The 19,868-nt window shown below is 49.2% G+C and carries 20 protein-coding genes; 15 read left to right on the top strand and 5 right to left on the bottom strand.

All coding sequences use genetic code 11. From position 1 onward, the window contains the following. Nucleotide 1: 1 nt before the first annotated feature. Complete coding sequence (locus ACAW74_RS27750; protein WP_370701510.1) at nucleotides 2-1,576, bottom strand: competence protein CoiA family protein; 1,575 nt, start codon at nucleotides 1,574-1,576, stop codon at nucleotides 2-4. Between the two features lie 111 nt (nucleotides 1,577-1,687). On the opposite strand from ACAW74_RS27750, the gene ACAW74_RS27745 reads away from it, so the two are divergent. From ACAW74_RS27745 to ACAW74_RS27725, 5 genes are read left to right on the top strand one after another with little or no spacing between them, the layout of a single operon-like run. After that, nucleotides 1,688-2,047 carry a hypothetical protein gene (locus ACAW74_RS27745; protein WP_370701509.1) on the top strand — a complete coding sequence of 120 codons (360 nt, stop codon included), beginning with the start codon at nucleotides 1,688-1,690 and terminating at the stop codon, nucleotides 2,045-2,047. Beyond that, on the top strand, nucleotides 2,040-2,588 hold the full coding sequence (locus ACAW74_RS27740) for a hypothetical protein (protein WP_370701508.1): 549 nt from the start codon (nucleotides 2,040-2,042) through the stop codon (nucleotides 2,586-2,588). The genes ACAW74_RS27745 and ACAW74_RS27740 overlap by 8 nt, the downstream gene beginning before the upstream one ends. Nucleotides 2,589-2,600: 12 nt before the next feature. Next, the gene (locus ACAW74_RS27735) at nucleotides 2,601-3,119 is read left to right on the top strand and encodes a hypothetical protein (protein WP_370701507.1); all 519 of its coding nucleotides are present in this window, start codon (nucleotides 2,601-2,603) and stop codon (nucleotides 3,117-3,119) included. Nucleotides 3,120-3,129: 10 nt separating this feature from the next. Then, complete coding sequence (locus tag ACAW74_RS27730; protein WP_370701506.1) at nucleotides 3,130-3,462, top strand: hypothetical protein; 333 nt, start codon at nucleotides 3,130-3,132, stop codon at nucleotides 3,460-3,462. An 8-nt stretch (nucleotides 3,463-3,470) separates the two neighbouring features. After that, nucleotides 3,471-4,688, top strand: a complete 1,218-nt coding sequence (locus tag ACAW74_RS27725; RefSeq protein WP_370701505.1) for a tyrosine-type recombinase/integrase — start codon at nucleotides 3,471-3,473, stop codon at nucleotides 4,686-4,688. Here the strand turns inward: ACAW74_RS27725 and ACAW74_RS27720 are convergent. Then, entirely contained in the window at nucleotides 4,658-5,665 is a 1,008-nt protein-coding gene (locus tag ACAW74_RS27720) for a replication initiation protein (protein ID WP_370701504.1), read from the bottom strand. The two genes, ACAW74_RS27725 and ACAW74_RS27720, sit on opposite strands and share 31 nt — an antisense overlap. A 648-nt stretch (nucleotides 5,666-6,313) precedes the next feature. On the opposite strand from ACAW74_RS27720, the gene ACAW74_RS27715 reads away from it, so the two are divergent. The 9 genes from ACAW74_RS27715 (at nucleotide 6,314) to ACAW74_RS27675 (ending at nucleotide 15,020) form a co-directional block, all read left to right on the top strand. Beyond that, complete coding sequence (locus ACAW74_RS27715; protein WP_370701503.1) at nucleotides 6,314-7,183, top strand: hypothetical protein; 870 nt, start codon at nucleotides 6,314-6,316, stop codon at nucleotides 7,181-7,183. Between the two features lie 151 nt (nucleotides 7,184-7,334). Next, nucleotides 7,335-7,790: a hypothetical protein gene (locus tag ACAW74_RS27710; protein WP_129606061.1), complete on the top strand. Its 456-nt coding sequence runs from the start codon at nucleotides 7,335-7,337 to the stop codon at nucleotides 7,788-7,790. A 28-nt stretch (nucleotides 7,791-7,818) separates the two neighbouring features. Further along, nucleotides 7,819-9,072, top strand: coding sequence for a sensor histidine kinase (locus tag ACAW74_RS27705; protein ID WP_240699475.1), 1,254 nt, complete (start codon nucleotides 7,819-7,821; stop codon nucleotides 9,070-9,072). After that, nucleotides 9,041-9,778, top strand: a complete 738-nt coding sequence (locus ACAW74_RS27700; RefSeq protein WP_129606059.1) for a LytR/AlgR family response regulator transcription factor — start codon at nucleotides 9,041-9,043, stop codon at nucleotides 9,776-9,778. The genes ACAW74_RS27705 and ACAW74_RS27700 overlap by 32 nt, the downstream gene beginning before the upstream one ends. 234 nt (nucleotides 9,779-10,012) lie before the next feature. Then, nucleotides 10,013-13,129 (top strand): lantibiotic dehydratase, encoded by a 3,117-nt coding sequence (locus ACAW74_RS27695; RefSeq protein WP_370701502.1) that lies wholly within the window; start codon nucleotides 10,013-10,015, stop codon nucleotides 13,127-13,129. A 144-nt stretch (nucleotides 13,130-13,273) separates the two neighbouring features. Then, the gene (locus ACAW74_RS27690; protein ID WP_129606055.1) at nucleotides 13,274-13,765 is read left to right on the top strand and encodes a hypothetical protein; all 492 of its coding nucleotides are present in this window, start codon (nucleotides 13,274-13,276) and stop codon (nucleotides 13,763-13,765) included. A 116-nt stretch (nucleotides 13,766-13,881) separates the two neighbouring features. Beyond that, nucleotides 13,882-14,178, top strand: a complete 297-nt coding sequence (locus ACAW74_RS27685) for a helix-turn-helix domain-containing protein (protein ID WP_129606053.1) — start codon at nucleotides 13,882-13,884, stop codon at nucleotides 14,176-14,178. Between the two features lie 210 nt (nucleotides 14,179-14,388). Next, the gene (locus ACAW74_RS27680) at nucleotides 14,389-14,673 is read left to right on the top strand and encodes a hypothetical protein (protein ID WP_129606051.1); all 285 of its coding nucleotides are present in this window, start codon (nucleotides 14,389-14,391) and stop codon (nucleotides 14,671-14,673) included. Between the two features lie 29 nt (nucleotides 14,674-14,702). Further along, the gene (locus tag ACAW74_RS27675; RefSeq protein WP_129606049.1) at nucleotides 14,703-15,020 is read left to right on the top strand and encodes a hypothetical protein; all 318 of its coding nucleotides are present in this window, start codon (nucleotides 14,703-14,705) and stop codon (nucleotides 15,018-15,020) included. A 24-nt stretch (nucleotides 15,021-15,044) separates the two neighbouring features. Here the strand turns inward: ACAW74_RS27675 and ACAW74_RS27670 are convergent, their stop codons facing one another. Further along, nucleotides 15,045-15,284 carry a hypothetical protein gene (locus tag ACAW74_RS27670; RefSeq protein ID WP_129606047.1) on the bottom strand — a complete coding sequence of 80 codons (240 nt, stop codon included), beginning with the start codon at nucleotides 15,282-15,284 and terminating at the stop codon, nucleotides 15,045-15,047. A gap of 239 nt (nucleotides 15,285-15,523) precedes the next feature. Here ACAW74_RS27670 and ACAW74_RS27665 point away from each other — a divergent pair, with 239 nt between their 5' ends. Continuing rightward, complete coding sequence (locus tag ACAW74_RS27665; RefSeq protein WP_370701501.1) at nucleotides 15,524-16,522, top strand: DUF932 domain-containing protein; 999 nt, start codon at nucleotides 15,524-15,526, stop codon at nucleotides 16,520-16,522. A 421-nt stretch (nucleotides 16,523-16,943) separates the two neighbouring features. Here ACAW74_RS27665 and ACAW74_RS27660 read toward each other — a convergent pair whose 3' ends face one another. Both ACAW74_RS27660 and ACAW74_RS27655 read right to left on the bottom strand, forming a co-directional pair. Continuing rightward, nucleotides 16,944-19,124, bottom strand: a complete 2,181-nt coding sequence (locus ACAW74_RS27660) for a YWFCY domain-containing protein (protein WP_129606041.1) — start codon at nucleotides 19,122-19,124, stop codon at nucleotides 16,944-16,946. Nucleotides 19,125-19,138: 14 nt separating this feature from the next. Continuing rightward, the gene (locus ACAW74_RS27655; RefSeq protein ID WP_129606039.1) at nucleotides 19,139-19,678 is read right to left on the bottom strand and encodes a M23 family metallopeptidase; all 540 of its coding nucleotides are present in this window, start codon (nucleotides 19,676-19,678) and stop codon (nucleotides 19,139-19,141) included. Nucleotides 19,679-19,868 lie beyond the last annotated feature (190 nt).

Genomic DNA, 19,868 nt, shown 5'->3' with positions numbered 1-19,868 from the left:
CTTAAACAGATCGCTTAGCCACCACCCGTTGCCTAAATGGCTTAAGCTGTGAGGCATCTACCTGAAGCCATTGACACAAAGCCATTAACAGATCAGGAGTCGGTTGGTAGCCATTTTCAGCACTAAGGATTGTACTGGGTTTCGCTACTTCGTTGAGAACATGGCTGTTTACCTCATCTGCCACCGCATTGACACCTCGTTTGGCTCGCTTCGCGCGTATCAAGTCGGCTAAATGATACGTTGGCGGTTTTGGTGTCTCGTTGACTTTGCGAACGGTGTTTATCGAAAAACCAGTTTGTCGTTCGATCTCGCGCAGCGAATGACCAGCCTGTAAAAGCTGCACGACAATCTGCGATTTTGCCTTTTGCAAAAAGGCATCGGTACGTTCGGGTGCTTTGGGTCGCCCCAACGTCTTGCCAGCTTCCTGTGCCCGGCGCATACCTGCCCGTACTCGTTCGGATCGAGTCGTTGGTTCGGCTGGGGTAGCATCGTCTCGCATCAACGATTGCAAGGCGGTTACAATCGCCCTTACTTCATCCGGTGGTAAGTCAAAATATTCCGTTAGCGGCCCGCCTGCTGTGTTCAATGGGTGCTGGTAGGCTACATACTTTCGCTTAAAATAGGCTTCCAGATACCCGACCTGTTTAACAAGAGCTAGCGGCTCGATAATGACCGGTCCCAGCGGGCGCAGGTCGCGCTCAATTTCGGTTACTCGCTCTGGTAGCGGACGACTGGTTACGCCGGACTTGTACAACGTACCTGAAGGCAGGTCAATACGTAGGAAATAGAAGTTGAAGGTTACGAACCGCGTCAGCGTTCGTTCAAACGCATCATGCTCTGTCGTCAGATCGGCCAGTTCATTATACGTGCGGTGATAGCTGATCAGGGCGTCGTAGTGTTTACGCAGCTTCGACGGGATCAGGTATGCCGTACCAGATAGCTCTTCCTGCCAGAGCTGACTCGGAGAAACTGAATAGCCCCATTCTGAAACACTTCCCCATTTCCTGGGCTTCAGATCCAAATTCCAATAGCTACTAAACTGGCTGTGGCGCACCTTGTGCAGGGCGGGTACCGGTCCCCGGTCAGAAGAAGAACTTTCCAAAAACGCCTGTACGTCGGTCAGTACCTCCTGATTAACCTGCCGGTTCGCGGGTCGGGTTCCGGTTTTGTAAGGCTGTGATACATCGTCAAGGATATTGAGCAGCTCAGTCATTAAGCTTTTAATGGTCTGCCAGTTGGTTTGGAGTTTCGTGAGTTGTTCGTTCAGCCGTTGTTGTTCAGCCAAAAGCTGCTGGGCATGACGCTGGGCAAACTCGTCCAGCGGCCAACTCGTCTCATCGACGTTCGTTGCCCAGAAATCGAAGTGGGGGATCAGGGGCCGACAACTATTCGCCAGGTGCGCGTAGTGATGCACTTTGATGCGGCCTTTTTTGGCCGTCAAAGGCCCATGACAGTGAGGACACACCAACGCACAAGCCTCCCCGCGTGGCGACTCGCTGATGTGAATCAACTGCTCCTGCCGGTTGAGACCTACCTGCAACCAGGCTTGATACAGTCCGGCATCGGGATTATGCATCTTTTTTTTGATACAAGGTAATTCGAAATGATGCCCCTGTCAACCTTTTTTTTGATACACCCTTGGGAAGATTTGGAATTCTACGTAGGTTAGCTTTATTAAACCCGAACAATGACAACAGATAGATTAGTCAGTAGCTATCGCTTGGAACTGACCACGATTAACGCGTTGAACAAGCTGGTGCATAATTACAGCCGGGAGGACGTAGCTTACTTACGACAGAATCGCTCCTTCGACCATGCCTGGACGTACTACTGGAACGGCGATCAGGACGGACTAACGATTGAACAATTCTGGGCGACATGGACCGATAAGTTTGAGTTAGAAACGCAGGCATTCCTACTGGACTACGCCATGCAGCGGTATGGAGAGGAAGCCTACCGCAACATTGACCAGGCGATGGGTTGGAAAGAACGCCTGAGCCAGCTTCTGAAAGACCATCACCCCGAAGCTTCCGACGATCATGACTAATGTATCGGCGTTGATTCCAACCGAGACCGTGCTGCACTTCATTCGTTGTTACCGGCGGCTTGAACAACTACCGCTGGAAGACGGTTTTGCCGAGTTGGCCTGTGTATCAACAGACCCTGACGAAGCGTCTGAGCAGCAACTCCGAAAACATTTCCGCGCGCATTGGTACAGCAAGGAACGGGCGTTTGGCCGGTTCTATCTGAATTTGCCCCATTACCGGCAACTTTATCTGCTTCACCACTGGGAAATTGTCCATTATGAGGACGCTACCTACTTGTGGGAATGCCAGCGAGATAGTCGGTATGCCCTAGTGGGGCCACCGCCCCTATTGGTACGTCAAATTCACGAATTGGCGCTATACTTCGAAAATCACGGTATCAGTTTACAGCCCTCGTTGGATGTTACCTTGCCGTCGTTACCACAGAACTTTGCCCTCCGATTTGGCAACACAGCGAACTGGGGTGATTACCTGCTGGCCTTGCCAGAACCGGAGGCTGAAGCAGTGATCAGTCAAATGTTAAACCGCGACAGCCGTACCTAACTGACTACTCAATTGAGCGACATTACCACCTATATCGTTGACGAGCCGTTACCTTTTCCGGCACCTCCGAGCATTGCCCCCGACAGCCCGGTGATTCAAACAAATACGGATTTTTTGGATATCATCCTGTATTCATCGCAGGCCAAGGCCGACCGATTAATGTGGCAGCGGGAGTCCGCTCAACTTGGACTGTTTCATCGCAACGCGCTGCCTTACCTATTGGTCCATTTTCCGTTGAGCCGGATGACGTTTGATTGTCCTTACAACGCCTGGCGCGTGGATGCCACCATTAGGCAGGCTTGGTTTTTGTCTGGGAAGGCCATGTTGAACCTGATTCTGGCCCAGCACGGGACGAATGAGTTTTATGGGTTTCAACGGCATTCCATCCCTTGGGCCGATCAGTTACGGCAAGTTTGTGAGCAGCAGATGCAGCAGTATACATCAGCCGCTGAAGTGGATGCTCAGGGCCACCGCTTGGAGACCCAGGTAGGCGTGGCGCAAATGTGGCAACAAAAGGTATCCGTTTCTTAGACAAACCACTATGTACACCATTGGCTTTATCAAAACCGAACGGCCCGACGTGCTCATCAACCCCGACATGTGTCGGTCGGTGAACGAGTTACATAATTGGCTGACTGCTTTTCTCAACAAAGATGATTTTAGCCTGTATCCACCCATTATGCGGGAAAGTCTGGAAACAGCTTTGAAACTGGAAAAACCAGTTCAGATCAATATTACTGGGTATCAGGTAGCCTTACTGTTCGGAAAGGATAACGTCATTCAGGATGCGACATCCCGCTTTATTCATTTAATGCCGCGTGAGAAAGGACAATATCCAGTTCAGCGTGTTGATGTGATGAGCATCCCGGATTAACGCAGACAATGGCACGATCACTACCGGCGACCACAAATCACACCGCTACGGCCGTTATTGCCGGACAGGCTAGTAATGCGCGGGTCACGGTAAGCCAACTCATCAACCAATTTACAGCTTGGCTGGAGAAGCCGGGTAACTACCCTCGGTTGGCGCGGCAATTCGTACTGTATTGCCTGGAGAACAAACTACCGCTCGATGGAGGTAGCTTACGTATCTATGCGGGTGGCAAAGCAGGCAATCAGATTTCACCGGTTAAGAAGTTTATTCTGTTCTACCAAGCGCAGGGTTGCCCAGCGGTCGCACCTGATCCGCCTAAGCGTCGACGAGTACCACCGGCAGCCAACGAGTTGATCCTAGGTTATCTGGCCGATGCCACACACCTCCGGGGTGATAAATCGAAAGAAAACTATACCCAAGCCCTCAATGCATTCTTTACCTATATTTTCGAGGGGCAAGAAGCAGGTCGGCACGCCACGTACTGCGCACAAACGATTGGGCAGTACGTCAATGACTTAAAGCAACGCGGTCTCTCGGCGTTTACCGTCAATTTTTATTTGTCGACCATCAAGCAGTTAACCGAATGGGTCATCAAGCACCGGACTCGACTTGGATTAAGTGATGAGCAGGCAGACGGCCTGCGCGACGTGGCCCTAATTCGGGGACTGACCATCGAACGCGGTTTTTACAAGGACAGTCTCGATGAAGCCGAGCGTGATGCCTTGCTGGTTAGTATTGATAACTTGACTGACAAAGCCATCGTGGCCCTATTGGTGATAGAGGGCCTACGTACCGTCGAAGTAACTCGGCTGACGCTGGGTGATGTTGAGTTTAGTAAGGGACTACTACAGGTGCGTGGGAAAGGTAAGAGCACCAAAAAAGCTATTAAGCTTTTTGATAGCTGCTCGGCTATCCTTCGGCAATATATCCAATCTGGGGAGGGCCTTCCCCTAACGGCTCCTGCCTCGGCTGCCCTCTTCCCCGATCTGGAAACAGCCCAGATTCGCTACCGGGTTGATAAGTACTTTAAAGCCCTTGACTTGAAGCGGAAAGGCATGTCGGCGCACAGCCTGCGCCATACGGCGGGTCAATTGTTAATCGACAAAGGTGTGGAACCGGTTTGGGTGCAGCGGCATCTGCGTCATGAACTCTTTGAGACGACCCAATTCTACATTAAGAAAAAAACGGAGCGCGACTACTTTGAAAAAATGCCTGGATCAGTCTGATTTGGCCGTTTTTTTGATTTCGGGCCAGATTTATCCTTGAAGAGAATACCCGCAATGTACCGGGTGGGTGTCGTGGCCACAGTGACCGCCCCATGCGTAACCATGCTATCTAATCGCAAAAACTCGTTGAGATACTGCTCGTTTTGTACGATCGTTTTCTTCTGGCTGTCAGTGAATTGATAGTTGTACAAAAACTCGGCGGCTTTCTTCTGTTTTTCAGCAAGGGAAAGTTCGCTGGCTTTCTGCAAGTCGTTATTGACCAGCGCATAGTACCGGGCCTTGGGGTTAGCGTTACCCTGACGGCGTATAATGAAGTTGATCCACTTGACCGACCTTCCCTCCTTCTGCTCAACGATCTGAACATCCAGATACGTTTTCCGATTGATCTCCGCTACAGCGTTCGACAGGACCATCTGCTTAAAGTTGGAGTAACGGACGTACTTCTGAGCGTTCATGGTCTCGCGCAGCTCTGTCACGTCAACGCGCCATAAACCAGTATCAATAAAACGGGTGAGCCGTGGAAAGAGAACTTGTGAATATTCACTGCTTAACGATACGGCCGCACTCAACTCATACTGCGAGTAGCCTTTGCTCAAGTCAATAAAGAACGGGAGCACAACCGAGTTGATATTGATATCAAAATACCCTTTGTTCGCTTCGTAGTGAATATAAGGAATGGGTACGATAAAGGTGTATTTACCCTTATCCTGATCAAAAATCTTGATTTTTCGCGAGGTGACTTTATCTAAGATTTTCAGGATGACATTGGTCTGCGCGTGCGAATTTTCACCGACAAACACGTCTGAGTAGTGAATGCGGAACTGCCGATCCTCGACCCGGTATGACTTAACATCAAACGTCTGCTCACCCTTGAGTGCCTTCAAAATATTCCAATAAAGGCGTCGCTCGTACAGAGAAAACTCAGACCGACCTAATAGCAGCGTGAGCGGTTCACGAATCACCAGTTCATCGTTCATGCACTTAAAGTACCTAGTTTCGTCAGTTAAAAGCAAAGCCACCAAGACAATGCTTGCTCAACTTACGTCGGTAGAGCATCATTTATGACTTAAATTTCTTGCCTTTAGATTCATAATATACTGACTATCAGAATTTTACCGATAATAGACGATATTTAAATTTTTAAAGGTTTTTGCCGTTTTTTTATTGCCTGACTTTATGATCCACCCTAAAATGGCGAACAACTATATGATTTACTCTGATCTATTGCCTAACTACTCTAATTCATTGCCCATCTTACTCTAACTTATTGCCTGTGCCACTCTAATGCCTTGCCTTTAAGCCTGAATGTTAACTCTTTTTTATTGCCTAACTACTCTGAAACATTGCCTAACTACTCTGATGTATTGCCGAAGGGGTACTTATCCACATTGCTGACCATTGATAATCAACCGTTTAGCAATCGTTTGTCCACACCTACTATTATCAATCTCAGAACAATAAAAAATAAACAACTTTTGATTTTGAAGGCGGCATCGAGAGGTTACACTAAAATTAGCCATCAAAAAATAGTAGAAAATCAACAGATAGATTGGCAAAAGGGGTATTAAGTTTCCTTTTAAAGGAAACTTAGACGATTTTATTATATTTGCTAAAACTCATTCGCAATGGAGAAGGCATCCCGCAAACGCAAAAGCTACGCCCCTGAAGATTACGCTCTGAAACTGCGGGGCCTGACTCGTCTAATGAACGCCGTTGATAAGTTGCACCCTGATCGTAATGAGTGGGACATTGAAGGCGATTGGAACGGGACTGGTATTATCCACTTTGTCGATGGTCGGCTTCAATCACTCTTTGCTGACTATGCAGACTTTGATTGCCGAACTATCAAGTTGGTGAATTTTGATAAGCCGGCTGTCCGATTGACGTTTTTCAAAAAGCATCGGTATTGGGTATTGAAAAACGCTGATCTACCAAGAGAGGACAAGATCGTACGGATTACGAACTACATCAATGAACTCATCGTCAAACGAGAGATCCTGTTGAACAAAGTCGATCAGTTGTCAGGGGCCGCACTGTCGGACGGAAAAGGACAGGTTGGATTTATGCAGCAAGAAATTCAAACTTGGCAACAGGTACTTGAGCACCTTGATGAATATGACTTAGCTGTATCGAACTACCAACGTGATTATCACTACGTAACTCTGAATTATAAGTACCGATCACCCAATGGGGAGCAAGAATATGAAAACGGGCAGGAGCATCTACTAAATTCGCAACGGGATAAGCAGGGAGTCATTACGCAACCCCGGTACAACATCATTTTCATCGACATCCGGGAGATTCATCGGGAACACCCGCATCAGCATAAGGAGATCGAAAACTTCCTGAATAATTTTTCGATTGTTAGTCAGGCAGGTAAGCAGCAACTATATGCCCGACCAAGGCCGGAGGACTCTCTTGAGGCGTTTGAAAAAGGTATTGTCTCACCGGCGACGACACCAATTCCTACCAATACGCCGACGTTGTTTGACTAACAAAAGTCAGTGAGCCTAACACACTGATAGTCAGAAATATCTAAAAACAGATAAAAAATTAAATATTATTCGCACTATTTGACACTCGATAGACGTTAAACTATCGAATCTACCTAATTAATAGACAATCAGTAACCCGTAATATTGAGTTATGCTTTCGTCAGTTTATGAACTGGTGGTGGCAGCAAGTATCTATGCTTCCACCGTTTTAAGTACGCATCCATTTAGTACCCAGTCGGGTCAACTCTTATCAGGACACCCACTACCTGATTCAACCATTACCGTTCCGATTTACGCTGAAAACAAGGACGGACGGCCAACCGTAATTGTTGAAAAGACGGTAACAATTCCTAACGGATACACGTATGTTGGGCACCGTCTTGACCTACAGGAAGCATTTCCGATAGAAGGCGCAGAAAGTTCAGCAAGCTGGATTGAAGGACCAAACCGCATTTGGAGCATTTACACCCAAGCAACGCCTGATAAGGGTCAGAATGTGAAGCAGGTATTGGTTCGCGCTACCGCTTCTCCTGGTCGGAAAAATATGGAGATTGGAGCCAAGGCTACTTTACTCGTCGATCTCCTTAAGGTGAAGAGGGCTAATTAAGCAATAATCCCATTTTCTGTAACCGTCTATGTCTTCGCTTCAGAACGACAGTGGGATTGCTATGCCTTTTCAACGTCCTGTTACTTGGGGTCGTATTGTCTGCCATATAGTGTATTGGGGAATTATGTTCGCCGTTACGTACAGTCAGTTTGTACGCGCCTTTCAGGATAAGCCCAATTCCACGTTGCTCCACATTGTCAACACGCATCAGTTTCTGACGACAGTGCTGTCGTTTGCTGCACTTGGCTACTGGGCGATGCCTTATGTCCTCTACGAATCAGTACCGACCTGGAAGCGAGGAGTGCGTTTAATCGGGGTGCTATTACTGTACTACGGGTGTTTGTGCATCAATACATACGTATTGTTAAGCTATGCGCAAACACACTTTACCGCATTACCTATGTACCTCGAACGGCGGGTTGAGCTATTTATAACCGCACCCTGGTACGCGTATCTGGTTAATCCGGTTATTCTCTTTTTCATATATGGGCAGTTTATCTCTTATGTAATCTCTCCGCTGTTGATCAAGGCAGTGCGGGATGGATACGCTCGAAATCAGGCCCGGTTGGCCATCGAACAGGAACGTCGTCGCCTGGAAGTCGATAATCTGGCTTTAGAGAAAGAGAATGTGATGAAAGACTTGCTGTTTCTACGACAACAAATCAACCCGCATTTTCTGCTCAATGCCTTTAACAACATCTACGCGCTCATCTACCGAAAAGACAACCGAGCCGCCGATACATTGGCAAACCTCTCGACGTTGATGCGTTACACGTTGTACCGAACGGGACAAGATTTTGTACCTCTGACTGACGAGTTGGAGTTCATTTACGGGTACATCGACATGGAACGTATCCGACATAATAAGCCCGGCGTGATTACGTGTCAATTACCGGCGATAGAGCCTGAGATGGCCAACTGGAAGATCCCTCCCCTCCTACTGGTAACGTTTATCGAAAATGCATTTAAACATGGCCTGAACGCTGTGTACAGTGATGGATGGGTTCGGATCGCGCTGACAACAGAACTCAACGAGTCGGGTTGGCTAACCCTGACCGTTGTCAACAACCGAACGGATATCCCAAAGCAAACAACACCAGATGGAGGAATTGGTCTGCAAAATGTCAAACGCCGGCTGGCGTTACTGTTTCCTCAACATGCTTATGAACTCGTCTTGGCTGAACAACCCGATCAGTTTACGGTCCGGTTAGCCATCCCACTCAAGTGGAATGAAGACACCACAATGTACCATGACAAAGCCCATACGATGTCTGCTTGTTGACGACGAACCGCTGGCACAGGAACTCATCCTCGACCACATGGCCCAACTTCCCATGTTGGATGTAGTGGGGGTTGCCGGCAACGCGCTCCAAGCTATTGAGTTGTACAAAAACTTAAAACCCGATTTGCTGCTACTGGATATTAACCTGCCGCGCATGAACGGCTACGAGTTGCTGAAAAGCTTACCTGGTAAAGCCCCCTGGGTAGTGGTAACCTCTGGTTATCAGGAATTTGCCTTTGAAGGATTCGAAAACAATGTGGTGGATTTTCTTCTGAAACCCATCACATTCAGTCGGTTCGTGCGAGCAATCACGAAAGTACAGGAGCGAATGCAGGCTGCGGATGAACTTCCGGCTGCACCCTCTTTAGCCTACCCAACAGTTAGCCCAACAGGGCAATTATCGGTGAAAGACGGCAACAAACTCATTAATGTTTCGTGTCAGGACATTATCCTGATCGAAGCCATGAGCGACTACGTAAAAATTCAACTGCCTGAGCAGGTGGTGGTAAGCCACCAGCGAGTATCGGCATTGGAAAAACTATTACCCACTCCCTTATTCATCCGGGTGAATCGGTCCTTCATTGTCAACACGGCCAAAATTCGCCAAACCAACGGTCAGCAGATTGAAATGCAAAACGGACACACCGTTCGGGTCGGCTCGACGTACCGGGGTATTGTCGGCAGTATGATTCGGAGTGGTCTTTAACGAAGCGAGTACCTGTTTTTTTAATAAATCTGTTTCATCAATTAATCATTAATGCAATGACTGCTAACAAAGCAAACCGCCTGAAGAGTAAATCAATTGGCTCACGGATGCCGCAAACGAACCCCCGGCCAATTAAGTACCCAACGACGATTGATCTAACCATCATCTTCACCCTCTAATTGCGAAGGCCGTCAACTCTTAAGCTGACGGCCTTTTGCTTTGCGCTTTATCTGAATGAACGCTTTGCCACAGCCTTACCGGTTCGCACTGCTGCGATCTCCCTTATTTTCAATTGATCAACTGATCACCCAGTGGGAACACCTGGCTGATTTCGGCGACAATACTCTCCGTTGGTGGTTGGAACAGCCACTGGCAGAAAAAGCCCTGTACGTAGCATCGCCAGCTTTGTATCAGGTATGGCAGGATTGGCGGAATAATCCAGGATGTATCCCCTCTGAAGCGGCCCGGTTGGCTTTGTGGCGGTACATTGTTCGCATGAGCAGCCGATGTACGCCATTTGGATTGTTCGCTGGAGTGAGTTCCATTTCCCTTTCTGACCAGACTTCAGGTGTCCTTGTATCAGGCAATAGTACGCTACGTACCCGGCCCGATATGGCCTGGCTGACTAGGCTGATAGCGTCATTGGAGCAGCATCGGGCAATACAGAGCGAGCTTCGATATTGTCTCAATAATAGCCTATATCAACTGGGGGGGCAGTACCGATACTCTGCCTATCGACTAATCGACGGGCAACGCTCCTTCTATATCAATTCTGTTGAGCGTGACGAACTGCTTGAGGCCCTGCTGAACCACGTAAAGCAGATACCCAACGGCGTAACGGCTCGGGCATTGATTGAGATGGTTCAGCAATGCACAGGTGATACTGAAAAGGAGGCCGCTACGTACGTCGATGCGTTGATCAACGAACATGTACTCATCAGTGAGCTGGAGCCGGGTGTAACAGGGCCACCTGCGTTCGAGCAAGTACTGAAACGGCTGCGGTCAATTCCTGCCGCCAGCTCCGTTGTCCAGTCATTAACCACGTTACAGAATACGTTGTGTCAGCCTGACTTGTCGGTAGCCGAACTGGTAAACCTTGACAAACAGATGCGGGCCATGTTGGGCGAAGACGATCTGCCCGGCGACGTGCTGCAAACGGATATGATACGTCTATCGGCAACCGTTACCGTCGGTGAACCAGTGGTTGGGAAAATTAGCCAGCAGCTCACCCGGCTGATGCCGCTTCGAACACACTACGTACCGGAAACATTAGGTACGTTTGCCCGGCGTTTCTTTGACCGGTACGGTAGTGAACCCAAACCGTTGCTGGTGGCCTTGGACCACGAATCGGGGATCGGATACGGTCCGAATGGATTGGCGGGTGCATCGGGGCATTCAGCCTTACTTCAGCAACTCACTATCTCGGCAAGCAACCGAAAAATGCCCGTCTCCGATCAGCTTGATGCCTTCCGACTGGCAAAACTGACAGACTTTCTCCGAACCGGGCAACTAGCGCAGACGATCACGGATGCCGAACTAACCCAATTAGCAAAAGAGCAAACGCCTGCGTCGATAACGGCACGAAGCTGGGCCGTACTGGGTGATTTGCTCGGAGCGGATACTGAAGCTATCGACAACGGTCAGTTTCAAATTGTCTTGAAAAGCGTGACCGGCCCGACTGCCGCTTCACTGATGACTCGTTTTACCGCGCTGGATGATGTGCTAACACGTCAAGTGCAGGAACTGACCGACTGGGAGGCCCAACAATACCCGGATTGTTTACTGGCGGAAATCGTGCATTTACCGACGGGCCGGGTTGGGAATGTGGTGTGTCGGCCAAGTCTACGGGCGTATGAAATCCCATATCTAACGCCTGGCGGGGTCGGTGACGACCATATATTATTGTTGTCGGATTTGTGGATTCGGGTGCCTGACGGTAAAACTGTTGAGCTGTGGTCTAAGAAACACGATAAACGCGTGTTGCCCCGTAACTCAACGGCTCACAACTATCACGGTTCCGACGACATCTACCGTTTCCTAAGCGATCTGAGCCATCAGGATGAGTCACTGCATCTGCGTTGGTCGTGGGGAACACTGGCTGATCAACCGGCCCTACCCCGGCTAACGTACCAGAACATTGTTGTGTCCCGTGCTCAATGGCAACTCAACTGGCAAACAAACTGGGTTTCTGCCAACGCGATGGTCGATCAAGTACAACAATCGTTGACGCTGCCCCGGTACGTTGCTCTGGCAGAAGCCGACAACGAATTGTTGCTCGACTTGACCGTAGCACCGTGCCGACAAATTCTGTTTACGGAATTACAAAAACGCAAAACGGTACGTCTTGTAGAATGGCTGGCCACGCCAGAAGCCTGCTGGCTGACGGGCGAAGGAGGGCGGTTCACGGGCGAGCTGGTCATCCCGTTCAGGCAAACCGCTGCTCCCCTCCCCTATCGACCATCGCCGTTTACTGAGTCTATCCGAACTGTCCAGCGCACGTTTCTACCAGGCAGTGAGTGGTTGTATGTAAAAGTGTACGTGGGAGAGCAAACGGCTGACGAACTATTGACGAGTGTCATAGCTCCGTTCACGGACGAAGCCATTGGGCAGGGGCATATTCAACAATGGTTTTTCGTTCGTTACTACGACCCGGAACCACACCTCCGACTTCGGTTTTTTGGCCAGCCTGAAACGAATGCCCAAGTATTGGCCACCTTAATGGCAAGTCTGCAAGGATGGATCGATCAGGACCGGGTTCAATCGGTGCAGATTGATACGTATGAACGGGAAGTAGAGCGGTACGGAACAACAACCATCGAACAGTGCGAACAGCTATTTGGCCTTGATAGCCAATGGATTATTGACTGGATCATCCGGCGAGATGAGCTGGAGGAGGACGAGCATTGGTGGGTAGCCTGTCAGCAGGCCGATCAGATGCTGGGTGGGTTTGGCTTTACACTCATGCAGAAAGAAAGGTTACTGAATACCCTTCAGGAACGGTTCCTTGCCGAACACGGCCACAACCCTGCAATGAGAAAGCACCTGAACGAACAGTATCGGGTGTGGCATGCCCGCTGTTTGTGTCGCGAAGAAGCATACAGAACACGATTGCTGGCCATGCCTTCGGAAATGAATCACCTCATTGGCCAACTACGAGCGGTACGTACCGCAGAATCGACCGCGCAACCACCTGAAGTAGATTTCATCGCTTCATTACTGCACATGCATTTCAATCGGTTTTTCAGCAGCGATCAGCGGTTGAGTGAAGGCGTGGTGTACCACTTTTTAGCCAGGCGGTACGCTTCTGAACAAGCCAGGCAAAGCAGTCAGATGTTACGTTTGCCAACGTAGTTCACCGAACATAAATGCCCCTTTATGGATTGGCCGAATACGGATTTAGGTTGATCGAAAAGAGGTTGGAGCCATCCGGTTCAACCTCTTTTTTTGATATGTGGCCGGACCCAGAAGTCCTTTAAATCGCCACATATCCGCCGTATGTGTACGCTCTTTTCAATTTCATCAAAAGAAATCTGGTTTGTAGGGCCTTCCATCCAACAACGTCAAATCGAGATATCTCCCACCACTTTAACCGAGAAGCGGGCAGGGTGTCTTATCAAAATAGCAGCCGATTGGCCAGCGTTTCGACAAGCCGCTACGTTACGTTCTACATTATGTCGAAGTCGCTTGATTGTTCTCTTCGACAGTAGTCAGCTTTCGCACGAAGAGTTGATCGAGATTCGGATCATGCGGGAAAAGCATAGCTGGTTTGCTCCGATTGTCTATTTCGATCAGCCAGATCTGGGCAAGGTCATTCACGCCTTCAATGCAGACTTGGCTGGTTACTGCGCAAGTGCGGACACCATTGTCGATCTGATGACTATGGTGCAGGCGGTTAATGGGGGGAAACTGTCCTACACAAAGGGATTCTGCGACCTGCTACGGAAATACGGTTTCCCAGTAGTCGAAAACAGTCAGATAAAAAATTAAACAAAAAGTCAATAAAATTTACAGTGTTGTTAGGAGATATTCCATTTTTTGCTGAAATTACAGCGTCAATACATCCGAATTCATCATATGTCTTGACGCTATTATCTCAGCAAAAAATGGAAGAGAAACCCAAATTACTGTACGAAGACATCGTTGGCCTCATTGATTTCCGAGGCATAAAACAGGCAAAAATTGCCGAGGTGATGAAGATGTCGTACAACAACTGGTACAAAACCAGGCAAAACAATCTTCGCAACATCACCATCAACGAAGTTGACGAACTGGCTATGTTTCTTGAGCTTCCCCCCGAACAGGTATTCAGTCTATGTTACGCGGTTTACAAGCGCGCTTGGATTGAACAGCAGCAAGCCGCTAAAGATGTTGAACCCAAACCGCAGCCTATGACTGAGTAATACAAATTGCAATTGGTTGTTTCACCCGCCCGTAAGCGGGTTTTTTTATGTATAAATCAAGGGGAATCGAAAAGCAAACTACGTAGTAATCAAGAGGATTTGAAAGCGTAAAACACTGACTATCAATATTTTAAAATATAATATTAGGCTGTAAATTTATATTGAGTTCAGCGCGAGGCAATAGATAATACGCTGACTCAACGGCCTTTTATGCATTGCTTTATCAGCCCCGCCCGCATCCGGTTAGCCATCGACAGCCGAATTAACCGCGACCTTGTCGCCACTGCCCGGCAGCACGGATTTGTGTTTAGTAACCCCGCCGATGATTTCCCGATATGGGAGAGCATCGCTGAAGCTGATTTAGAAAACCCGGCTCAAATGTGTTCGCCCGACGTTGCCCATTGGCTCGTGGGCAAGGCTATTGAAGCTACCCTGTTTCAACTGTATTTATCCCGGCGAATGGCTTGTATGCAACGTACCTATGACCAGAACTAACAGTGTATAACCCAATATAAAGTACCGCAATGGCAAAGACGATGAACCCTTATCTGCAAACCCTCTACGACCAGATTGGTCGAATGGCCTTCTTTATGATGGGAGCCAAAAACATCACGTTTGACAACGCATCGAACGTACTGCAATGGCGCATAGCCAATTCTAAGTTCAACTCTGTTCAGGTACGTTACGACATCGGCGAAGATCTATATCAATTAACATTTTCGACTGAAACAAAGCAGACTATCACAGAAGTCGTCATGGAGCAGGTCGAAGCCAGTGACCTACACGCCACTATTGAGCGCATGACGGGTTTACGGCTCTCATTGGCTCGCGTGTATGCCTGAGCTGTAAACAGGATAGTTAATTGGCTAATTCTGAGGTGTCGGCGGGCCGCTGGTAGCACTGACCGCAAATTGTAGTATCTGGTTCAGTTGCTCGCCACTTAGGTTGGCCGATTTAACATCCACTTCAAGCCCTTTGATAGGGTGTTGCTTCAGCGTGATGCTGATCCAGGCTTCCGCGTCGATCATGAGTTGGACGGTTTGTTGCAGGTGCTTATCCGGGTCCGCTTGGCCTTCGATAAAAAACACAGATTGGGGCGATTCCATAACGATTCTGATCGACAGTTAGCAAAAATACCTTTAATATGAATACCCCTTTGCAAAGGGGTATTCGTGCGCTGAAAATAATCAAGGGGTATTGGAAAAAATCAGTGAACAGTAGTGGGCTATAAAGGCATATATACCTGTTTTTCAATTAGTTATGATCTATTGAATTGGCTATTTTTATATCAGCAAACGGCCTGAAAGACAGGCCGGATTTTCAAACTCTTTACTTGCTGATCGCCATGAAAAAGGCCAATGTCAACAACCAACTGCTTACCACTACGTCATGGGATACCATCTGTTTCCCGGTTAAGTCCGTTCCCGCCCGCGACGTGCTGCCCGAACCCTACCGGATGGTTCCGACCGACCGGCAACACTTAATAGTCGGCACAATGCCAAACGAGGAACGGCAGGTTTTTGCCGCTCAGTCGCCCCGGTACTCGCTCGTTCCGAATACCATTATCCGCGATGCTGTAACGGAGGTGGCCGGAATAGAGCAGCCGGTTCATATCCGCTATAGCCGAAACGGCGAATACGCTATCAACGTACTACTGCCCGACGAAACGACCGTTGGCCCCAACGACATCATTCAGCGGCAATTAACGTTTACCAATTCGTACACGGGTAAGTCGCAGTTCACCATCCAGGGTACAGAGATGAAGCGGGTACGACAGCAAAAAGTACGCGTTGCTTACTACCGGCAAATCTGCTCTAACGGCATGATGGGTTGGGCGGATGAATTTATTAGCCTTGACCAGTACCTCGATTGGCTCGTAACGGGTCAAACACCGGAGAAAGCCAAGGTGAAGGGGCTGGAATGGGTGTACGAGAGCGCGGAAACGCTCCGGGCCTATCAGCACATCTTTACGCACCGAGGTATTAACCTTAATCAGTTTAAGGCGTTCCTGGTTAATTTCCTGCGTGATTTTATGCAGTACGCGCAGCAGGCTCCCAGCTCCACGCACGAGGTTTTTAAACTGATGCAGGACACCGCCGTAACCGACCGGCAGGAGGCCGCTAAACTGGTTCGTAAGGTGGGTATCTCACAAAAGTTGGTTGATGCCGCAATGGAACGTATGGCTATTGAAGAAAGCGTTTTGAGTACGGGGCCAAACGCTTGGCTATTGTACAATGGGGTTAACCACGCCCTATTCAATGGTAACACCGGGCTGAACTTACCCGCCCGCTACGCCCTCGACGAGAAGGCATTCCACGCTATCGCAGCAAACTACGTTTTGTAACAAGTAAGCTGACTGCCCTTAAAGGCAGTCAGAAAAGAACAAAGGGGTATTTTTATAAGCTTTACACATAGTGCGAAGAATCAACTTATTATTTGAAACGACCATACAACATAAGAGAGTTTATGAACCAACGTCGGGACTTTCTTACGAAGAGCTCACTTTTTTAAAATAACTATAATGCCTGAAAAGATACCAAACTACGCACGTAGACGACTCCTACTTATGATCGTGCTGATTGCTTTAGGAACTGCGACTGGGTTTATATGGGGACAACAGTACGGGTACCGTCAAGGTACGAACGACATGATAAGGCATATAGAACAGCGATTAAACTCCCCTCCTGCTGCTCATCCCGTTCAGGTTACTGTAGCACTCTTTTGCAACTAAACTATAAGTTAAATAGGTAAGCTTACCGAGCAGACTACGTTGCCTTTCGCTCCTTAAACACAATCCCAAACTCAGCCACCTCATAATCGACCAGGAGTTGAATATCTTCCTTTACCCGCCGGTAGTTATCCTGAAGCAACTGGGTTTTGTAGTGCTGCCGTTCGGTGGACGTTAACGTACCTGGATCACCACCGTATACGTCACGAATGATGCCGTCGAGGTCGAGCATGGGAGGCAATTTGTGAGGCTTTTTTAGCTGCTCACTGTCTACACTGATCAGGCACTTGAAGGTTTTCAGGTCCAGCTCTTCACCGAAGTTATCAACGAATTGCCCGACGAACTCCCCCTGCTTGAGCCGGGAGATTTTAGCCGCCGGGATCATCTCGGTTAGTTGCTGCGATACGTTGATTGTGGTGTCGTTTTTCGAGTAGGTAATCGACTCTTTGGCCTGGTTCGTTTTGCCGAATCGGCGCGACAGCTTCTCGGCGGTCTCATAGACCACCGTACCTGAAAACACGTTGGCTCCCAGGTTCATAATCACCTTCGCTTCTTTCTCCCCGTAGTCCCGCGTGAGCTGCTCGAAATCTTGGATACCCAACCAAGTGGCGACCTTATTCGAGCGGGCCGTTGCGATCAGCATGTCGAGACCTTTGAGGAACATCGTTGGTAGCTCGTCCCAGAACAGGGCCGATTTAAGTCGGCCTTTCCGATTGACCGATTTCATCAGCCGGGCCGTGTAAAGCGAGAAGGCCGTTCCGTAAATGGCCGTTCGGTCAGGGTTGTTGCCGGTGCACAGGATTTTCGGGTCGTCGGGGTTGTTGATGTCGAGCGAAAAATCGTGGCCCGTCATGACCCAGTACAACGTGGGTGAGGAGAGCCGGGCCATTGGGATACGTACCGACGAGATCTGCCCTTCCAACTGCTCCATTGCTCCACCATCGCGGGCATCGATAAAGGGTCGCACGTAGATTTCTACTTCAGGGTAGCGCTCCATCAAGGCGAACGTTTCGTCGTAGCGTCGGTTCGTGAATTCCAGCGTATGTGGGAAGGTGCAGCAGTTGGCCAGTCGCTGATAAGCCGCCAGCCGATCCGGGTCTTGCGCTGATTCGTGTTTGGCTCGTTCTGCTTCCAGCAAAGCTCGATACTTCAGGCTAACCGTCCGCAGGTACCAGAATACCGATGTTAGAAAATTGATCGCCGACTCCGGGAAGAACTCGCCTTGTTTTTGCGCCCAGGTTTTGTTCAAGTTGAGCATTACTGTTTGGGCGGCTTCGTAGGCATCCATCACATCGGTCATGCCGTCGGCGTGAATGGGGTTGCAGCGGTGCGAAAACTCGATGTCGTCGAAGTTCAAGACGTAGAACTTCGGAATCAGCGGTTGTCGGTTTCGTTTGCGCTCGGCCAGTTGGTCGGCGGGTGTCCAGGCGTAGGTGTTCTCGGCCAGCGTTTTGCGATAGGCGTTGTAGGCTTCTTCAGTCAGGTCAGGAAATTTGAAATCATAGACGTAGGCCGTATAGCCCTTGTAAAGACTTTGCCAGAGTGCCTGAATCAGCACGGCAAAGGTTTTGCCGGACCCCTGCAAACCCAGCACCATGTTTGAGCGGAATGGATTCACGATATTAATCAGCCCCTGCCGCCACTGGCCTTTGAAAAAGTACTGCGTCTGGAAATGAATCGAGAACTCATTCTGCACGAAGGTTTCATTCTGTGGAAACTCCTCGTTGGTATCGTTGAAAATATCGTTCGGCGACCGCGTAAAGAGGATGCGCGACAGGTACTGCCCTCCTTTAATTAATTGCATGGTACCGCCTACCGTCAGGCCGATATACAGTATGTCGACTGCCAGTGGGGCAACGAGTGCTTTGGCATACAACAGCGGTATCGAGCCTAGAAATAACAGTAGGCCCGCGCCCGTGTGCCGCAGTACCTGATGCCGCCCAATGCCCGGATCAATCTTGCCTTTCGAGCCGATGGCGTACAGGAAGAGCAACAACAGCACAAACGCTTTACTAGTGAACGGATTTCGGAACAGGCCCAGCCGATTATTGAGCGTAGATAGAAAACTATACAAATAGCTACGTAGCCAAATAACCGGCTCTGTAAGTTCATGACAGAACCACAGGCAATGGAGCAATAGCAGCCCTACGGCAGCGATAATGAATAACTCAACGGTCTGGGTGTGGCCCTCGCGTTCTTTGCTGGTCATTTCCGGCATAGTAATAAAATAGGTTAAGGATGAGACCCGGTCTGTCGGCGGGCCTGTTGCTGATAGGTACGTACCACATCCATTGCCAGCGTGAGGTAGGGTATCGGATCGACAGGTACGTTCTGTTTCGTAATGCTGTAATGGAGATGCACGCCCGTGGCCCGGCCCGACTGACCCGTGATACCCAGCGTTTCACCAATTCGCAATGTCTGGCCTACCCGCACCAACGTCAGCGAAAGGTGGCCATAGACGGTACGATACGAGTTCAGGTGGTCGATGCAGACGAAGTGGCCCAAGGTTTTGCTGTAGCCGACCGTACTCACTTGACCCATTGCGGCTGCCCGCACGTACTGATGCGGACCGGCAATGTCGATACCGTCATGGTGTCGGACGGTGCGAAGCGTCGGATGGTTTCGCCAGCCAAACCCTGATGAGATGTAGTTGCCCGACCAGTCGCCGAGGGGTGGCAGGCAGGGGATAGTTTGCGCCAATGCAGGCGATTGCCAGAACAGCGCGACGAACTGAGCTGTAATCTGGTCTGGCAATGCCGTGACAATCCACATTCGGCTGTATGGTTCTCTCGAAATTGGTACAGAGTCAAGTCCGTCTGTTTGTCCAACTATCGGGTACCATTGAGCTATTGAATCCTGACTCTGATTTCTTGCCTTTAGTAGAGGGCTAGCTTCTATATAATAGCTCAGTACCAGCCAATTTAGCCAAAATAGAGGGTGTACTATCATTCTGTGCGTTTGC

This window comes from Fibrella musci (genome assembly GCF_041321105.1).
Classification (GTDB): Bacteria; Bacteroidota; Bacteroidia; order Cytophagales; family Spirosomataceae; genus Fibrella; species Fibrella musci.
This window is presented reverse-complemented; position numbering and strand designations above follow the sequence as displayed.